4 protein-coding genes and 1 pseudogene are annotated in these 6000 nt (G+C 69.8%); 3 read left to right on the top strand and 2 right to left on the bottom strand.

Annotation, left to right across the window (positions count from 1 at the left end):
* Positions 1–41: 41 nt before the first annotated feature.
* A pseudogene (locus tag GXY85_03235) lies at positions 42–188 on the top strand (prepilin-type N-terminal cleavage/methylation domain-containing protein).
* 1157 nt (positions 189–1345) lie between these two features.
* Positions 1346–1834, top strand: coding sequence for a hypothetical protein (locus GXY85_03230; GenBank protein NLW49841.1), 489 nt, complete (start codon positions 1346–1348; stop codon positions 1832–1834).
* A 217-nt stretch (positions 1835–2051) separates the two neighbouring features.
* Here the strand turns inward: GXY85_03230 and GXY85_03225 are convergent, their stop codons facing one another.
* Positions 2052–3380, bottom strand: coding sequence for a Gfo/Idh/MocA family oxidoreductase (locus GXY85_03225; GenBank protein ID NLW49840.1), 1329 nt, complete (start codon positions 3378–3380; stop codon positions 2052–2054).
* Here GXY85_03225 and GXY85_03220 point away from each other — a divergent pair.
* Positions 3379–4629, top strand: coding sequence for a 4-phosphoerythronate dehydrogenase (locus GXY85_03220; GenBank protein NLW49839.1), 1251 nt, complete (start codon positions 3379–3381; stop codon positions 4627–4629). The two genes, GXY85_03225 and GXY85_03220, sit on opposite strands and share 2 nt — an antisense overlap.
* 55 nt (positions 4630–4684) lie before the next feature.
* Here GXY85_03220 and GXY85_03215 read toward each other — a convergent pair whose 3' ends face one another.
* Entirely contained in the window at positions 4685–5971 is a 1287-nt protein-coding gene (locus tag GXY85_03215; protein NLW49838.1) for a DUF2088 domain-containing protein, read from the bottom strand.
* Positions 5972–6000 lie beyond the last annotated feature (29 nt).

Here is a 6000-nt window from a genome sequence, read left to right as displayed (position 1 = left end):
AGAAGGGTCGAAGCGAACGGATTTAGTGGGAGGACGTGAAGATGAAGAAGGCCTTTACTCTGATCGAACTGTTGGTGGTCATAGCCATCATAGCTATCTTGGCCGCTATGCTGATGCCCGCCCTGGCCGCCGCCCGGAAAGAGGCGCGCAAGGCAGCGTGTCTGTCGAATGTGCACAACATCGGGCTCGGCTGGAACATGCTCCGCAACGATCTGGATGGTGAGTGGACCGTCGAGTCGCAGGGCCCCTGGGTGATGGGGCCGGACTCGTTGGCCCTGATCGTCAACGAGGGGTATGTGAAGGATCTTGCCACCTACAAGTGCCCCGCCTATGGATCGTCGCAGTTCCCGAGGGAACCGTCCGAGGCGCGGTGGCATGATGGGGTCAACACGGACGTGCATCTGGCAATCGGGAACATCGACCAGACGTGCTACTTCGGGGATGAAGGACGGATTCCCAAGGAGCCGAATGAGGCTCGCGTTGTGGCCGCCGACGGGATCGAGATGGTCACGATGTATGGCCTGGAGCCTGCGAACCACGCCGACAAGAACGGTCGGGGCGAAGGAGCGAACGCTCTGTTCGCCGACATGGCCGGGGCGTGGCAGCCGGTGTTCTACGAGCACTGGGACTGGACCATGGAGGGCGGTGGCCCGACGGGCACCACCCCGGAGCTGGGATACATCGGGTGGCCCGGTGGGCAGGTCAACAGCTACTTCACTCCGAGGACGGTGCGTACCGGCACCTGGCGCCGGTACGGCTACATCCAGAACAACCGGTTGCTCTACAAGCAGCCCAATGCGAGCAACCCGAACGCCATGGCGGGCACGGGCGAGGACGACTGGATGAACGACATGGCGAACATCGGCGGCGCGTACAAGCCGACCGACGTCGACGACATCTACTATTTCGACGCCTTCGAGGAGGATTGGGGCGAGGATGTCGGCGCGTGGGAGTTCTGGCAGCCGAACCGCGGCGCGCGGTTCTGCATGCTCCACCGTCGGTGTGGCAAGGAGCCCACGGACGCGTCGCTGGTCGGCGGCGACCCCGCCTGGTGGCGGTGCACGGATCCGGCACTGAACCCGGACAGCTTCACGGGCGAGTCCGGTTACGGCGGTCCGGAAGCCTGGGGTTGGCCCGACGAGCTTCTGAATACTGGCCAGTGATCTCTGCGTTCGGGAGGTCTGCGTGATCTCCTGACAGGGCGGTCGTGCGGGGCGATGCATCGCATCGCCCCGTTTCTTTTTCGCGGGCCGGGGGGACGGTTGACGGGGGGCGGACAGGGGGGTAGCATGGTGTCCTGTGGAGGTGCAGCGAGCCGGTTCTCACGCCAGAGGAGGAACGAGGAGTGAATAAGGCGGTTGTGTGGGCGGTGATCGGAATCGTGCTGATCGTTGTTGTGGTTTTCGTGGCTAAGAAGGGGGGGGATGGCGACGCCGGCGAGAGGTCGGGGGCGGCGGGTGCAGGGGCGGCTTCGTTGGAGCGGCCCAACCTGCGCGGGCACAGGGACTACGAGCGGGTTCTCAAGGTGCTGACGGAAGCCGCTGCCGACGCCTGGGACAGGACCTGGGCGAGTTACCGGAACAGCTACGTGTACGGCAAGGGGCGCGTTGTGAGCGCCGAGGCAGAGGCGGACGGCTGGTACGTGGAGCTCGACGTGGAGGGTGGGGGCCTTGCCGGGGCGGATGTCGGCATCGAGGTGCCTGCGGCGGACGTGGGCGGCGCGTCCCTGCCGGTCGTGGGGGAGGAGTACCGCTTCATGGGATGCGTCGATGCGGTAACGCGCGAGGGCGGTGGTTTCTTTATGGAGCTTCAGAAGGGTCTCGTGGGGAAGTAGCGGCAGGCGTGTGTGGGCGACGAGCACCGGCGGGGGCGCGCGCGGCCACCCGGACGGGGCGGCTGCGTGTGGGTGGGTAGTATGGGCGTCTGAAGCGCAACGGCGCGCGCGGCCGTCTTGGGCCGCGCGCGCCGTCTTGGGCCGCGCGCCCCGTTTTCGGTCGGGCGGGTGGCGCCGCGCAGGCCGGCTGGAGCGCGCGGCGGGACGTACGGCGGTCTCAGAGAGGCAGGGCGGTGGCGACGGACGCCTCGGCCACCTCGGACGCGGTGACGCTGCGGCCCATCTGCTGGGACCGGTAGATGCCCTCACTGATCAGCATGGTGTTGAGGCCGATCTCGGCGGTGGGCAGGAGAGGCACGCGGCCCTGGAGGGCCGCCACCCAGTGGTGCTGGGGGCTCGCGAAGGCGGCGGCCTCGGGCAGGCAGCTCAGGCGCCGCTTCTCGGCGGCAGCCAGTTCGAACGCGCCGTCCATCTCCATGTCCGCCATCGTCGTGTGGTAGGCGAAGGGGGCCAGGCTGACGCCCCCGCGCGTGCCGACCAGCTTGCTGCCGTCGGTACCCGCCAGGTGGATGGCCCATGCCTCCTCGATGAAGAAGGTGATGCCGCCGGCCAGGCGCACCAGGGCGACGGCGAGTTCCTCGACATCGAACCCCGAGGCGCGACGGCGGTCCTCATACATGTCGATCTCCTGGTGGGTGGCCCCGTCGATGGTGAGCACGTCCGGGTTGTCCAGCAGGTAGAGGATCTGGCCGATGTGGTAGACGCCCATGTCGAAGAGAGCGCCGCCGGCGGCCACCCGGCGGCTGACGAACGAGGCCGAGCCGTAGCCGTCGACGAAGGGGCGGCCGCGCCGACGGTAGAAGCTGCTCTTGGCGTAGTAGGGCCGGCCGAGGCGGCCCTCCTCGATCAGCAGGCGCGCGGCGGTCGTCGCGCTGCTGAAGACGCTGCCGAGCTGCATGGACAGCATGCGGCCGAGCCGGCGCGAGCAGTCCACCATCGCCCGGGCGTCGGCATAGGAGCCGGCCAGCGGCTTCTCGCAGTAGACGTGCTTGCCCGCTTCCATGGCCGCGATGCTGACGGGGGCGTGCAGGTTGTTGTGCAGGCAGACGTCCACGGCCGCGATCTCGTCGATGGCCAGCAGGTCCGCCGGGTTCGTCGTGGCGTGCGGGATGGCGTTCTGTTCGGCCACACGCCGGAGTTCCGTCTCGTTGACGTCGCAGATGGCCACGACGCGTGCGCCGGGGACCTCCTGGTACCTGGCCAGGTGGCGTTTGCCGATCTGTCCGACTCCGATGATGGCGAGCTTCACTTCGGCGTCCACGGTCGTTCTCCGGTGGCGGAGGTGGGGTGCGTCGTGCGGCCACTGGGCGGCATTATAGGGGCGCGGCCGGGGGGCCGTCAAAGCGGCGCCGTGTCCGCCGGTGTCGTGCGCGCCCCGACGGGCAGCCCCGCGTGCCCTTCGAGCGGCGTGCGGGGGCGCTTGTGGGGCGCGGGGTGACGGGTTAGGATGGGGTCTTCCATCGGCAGGGGAGCGATGTGCGCGCATGAGGATACTTGTGGACGAGAACATACCGCTGGCCCGGGAGTTGTTCGGCTCCCTGGGCGAGGTGACGATGGTGGCCGGCCGGGACGTGGACGAGCGGCTTCCCGGGTTGGACGGGTTCGACGTGCTGGCGATTCGGAGCGTGACGGGGGTCACGCCGGCGGTGGTGGACCGTGCGGCGTCGGCGCGCGTCATCGCGACGGCGACGATCGGCACTGACCACGTGGACATGGCCTACATCGAGCGGGCGAACGCGACGCGGCGGACGCCGATCACGGTGTTGTCGGCGCCGGGCTCAAATGCCGAGTCGGTGGCGGACCACGTCTTCATGGTGCTCGGGCGGCTGACGGCGGGGGCCGACCGGCCCCTGTCGGAGATGACGCTGGGCATCGTGGGGCACGGCAACTGCGGCCGCCGGGTGGCGCGCAGGGCGGGGGCGTTCGGGATGCGGCTGCTCTGCTGCGATCCGCCGCTGGCGGAGCGCGACGCGCAGTTCGCGTCACACCCTCTGGAGGACGTTCTGGCCGGGTCGGACTTTGTGACCTTCCACGTGCCGCTGACGCGGGCCGGGGAGAGCGCCTGCCCGACGTTCCACATGGTGGGCGCCCGCGAGTTGGCGAGGATGCCGGCGGGGGCCTGGCTGGTCAACTGTTCGCGCGGGGCGGTGGTGGACTCGGCGGCGCTGATCGAGGCGTTGAGGGCGCGGCGGCCGGCGGGTGCCGCGCTGGACGTGTTCGAGGGCGAGCCCGAGCCGGCGGCGGAGCTGCTGGAGCGGGCGCGGATCGTGACGCCGCACGTGGCCGGGTACGCCGTGGAGGCCAAGCGCCGGGGGGCGGTGGCCATCTACGAGCAGATGTGCCGCCTGTTCGGGCGGGAGCCGATCGCGACCGAGCCGCTGCTGATGCGGGGATTCGACCCGCCGCGCGGGGAGCGCGTGGAGTTCGCGTGCACGGGCCGGACGGCGCTGGATGCCGATGCGGCGGTGCGGGCGGTGCTGGCCCGCGTGCACGACGTTGAGGCCGTCAGCAGCGACCTGAAGGCCACCGTGGGCGCCGAGCGGAGGGGCGAGTTGTTCGACCGGATGCGCAAGGAGTATTCGCGCCGGTATGGGCGCCACGAGGTGGCGTCGTACCGGGTGGAGACGGACGCGGCGATGCCCGCGCCGCTGCGCGAGGCGATTGGGCAGCGGCTGGCGGCGTTCGGCGCTGCCGTGGGCGGCGGCGGGGCGCACTTCCTCCTGGCGGCCGGCTGAGGGGTCGGCCGCCCGTTGAAGGCGTCTCCCTGTGCCACACTCCTTCAGCGGGTTCTCAGCCGTTCATGCGCTCGCGCGTGGCCCAGAGGCCGAGGGCGGGGCAACTGACGTAGTAGACGCCGTGGTTGCGGCCCTCGCGGAGCCGGTCGGGCGGGAACTCGGCCAGCGCCTCGCCCAGGTTGCGCCATTCGAACCCGACGCCCTCGACCTCCCTGCGGCTCAACAGGGACGGATCGGTGGCGTAGACGACCCGGAAGCGGCCTTCGGAGGAGCCGTGGATCAGGTGGGCGGCCGCCGAGAGGTTCTGCTGCAGCTCCTGGTTCTCCCGGACGGCGTCGAGCGTGGCCGGGGTGCCGCGGTAGCCGTAGCGGCGGATCAGGCGGTCGATCTCGGCGTCTTCGCCGAAGCCGTGCATGCCCGGGGCCAGGATGGTGAGTTCGCCGCCGTCGGCGATGGCCATGCGCGTGCGGTAGACGGCCTTGTTGCCCAGCCAGGTGGTCTTGAACTCGCGCGGGTCCAGGAAGGCGGCGACCCGCTCCTGGGGCTCGTCCAGGACGGTGACGTTCACCTGGCGGCTCAGGGCGGCGGCGGCCTCGAACGCCTCGTCGTCGTCGCCGGCGTAGAGGCCGCGCATCGTCACGCCCCCGGCGCCGTCGGGCTCCATGACGGTCATGACGTAGATGATGCGCAGGGGCGCCAGGTAGTGCTTGTGGGCGTAGGAGAGCACCTTGCGCACGGGGTTGTCGGTGCCGCCCATCATGCGCTCCATGCCGTAGACGGCGCCCAGGAAGTGGCTGCGGTTGATCGTGTCGCGGCCGCCGGTGCCCACCAGGACGTTCTTGAACCCGTTGGCCATACCGGCCACCTCGTGGGGGACCACCTGGCCGATGGAGACGATGGCCGAGTAGCCGCCTTCGACGATGCGGCGGTTGATCTCGACCGGGACGGCGTAGTCCGGCATCAGGTCCGTGAGGCATCCGCCGGAGACCTCGTGGACGTAGTCGGAGGGGATGACGCCGAGCCGGGTGAGGTCGTCGCGCCAGCGGTGCTCCAGGAACGCGGCGAGGGGCAGGTCGGTGCCGAAGCTGTGCTGGATCTGCTCACGCGACATGGGCACGTGCGTGCCGAGCGCGGGCATGACGTCGAAGCGAGAGGCGTGCGCCTCCTCCCACAGCATCTGCGTGAGCAGGCCGGCGCCGGCATGCGGGCGTGTGCCGTCGGGCGGCAGCACGAGCATGCTGTGTGTGTCGCCGGCGAACTCGATGACGCAGCGCAGTGCCCGCCGCATCGACTCCGGCCCGACCATGCGGTCGGGCGCACCGTCAGCGAATATGATCGACATGTACGGCCTCCTGTGTTGTGGTGCGTCGT

This window comes from Candidatus Brocadiaceae bacterium (assembly GCA_012728835.1).
In the GTDB taxonomy this organism is placed as follows: domain Bacteria; phylum Planctomycetota; class Brocadiia; order SM23-32; family SM23-32; genus JAAYEJ01.
Note: the sequence above shows the minus strand (reverse complement) of the source record. Positions and strands in the feature narration are given on the sequence as shown.

What these genes read in the sequence shown, in the direction of transcription:
- GXY85_03220 (NLW49839.1), top strand. Translation starts at nt 3,379, where the DNA reads ATGAGGATACTTGTGGACGAGAACATACCGCTGGCCCGGGAGTTGTTC.
- GXY85_03225 (NLW49840.1), bottom strand. Translation starts at nt 3,380, where the DNA reads ATGCGCGCACATCGCTCCCCTGCCGATGGAAGACCCCATCCTAACCCG.
- GXY85_03215 (NLW49838.1), bottom strand. Translation starts at nt 5,971, where the DNA reads ATGTCGATCATATTCGCTGACGGTGCGCCCGACCGCATGGTCGGGCCG.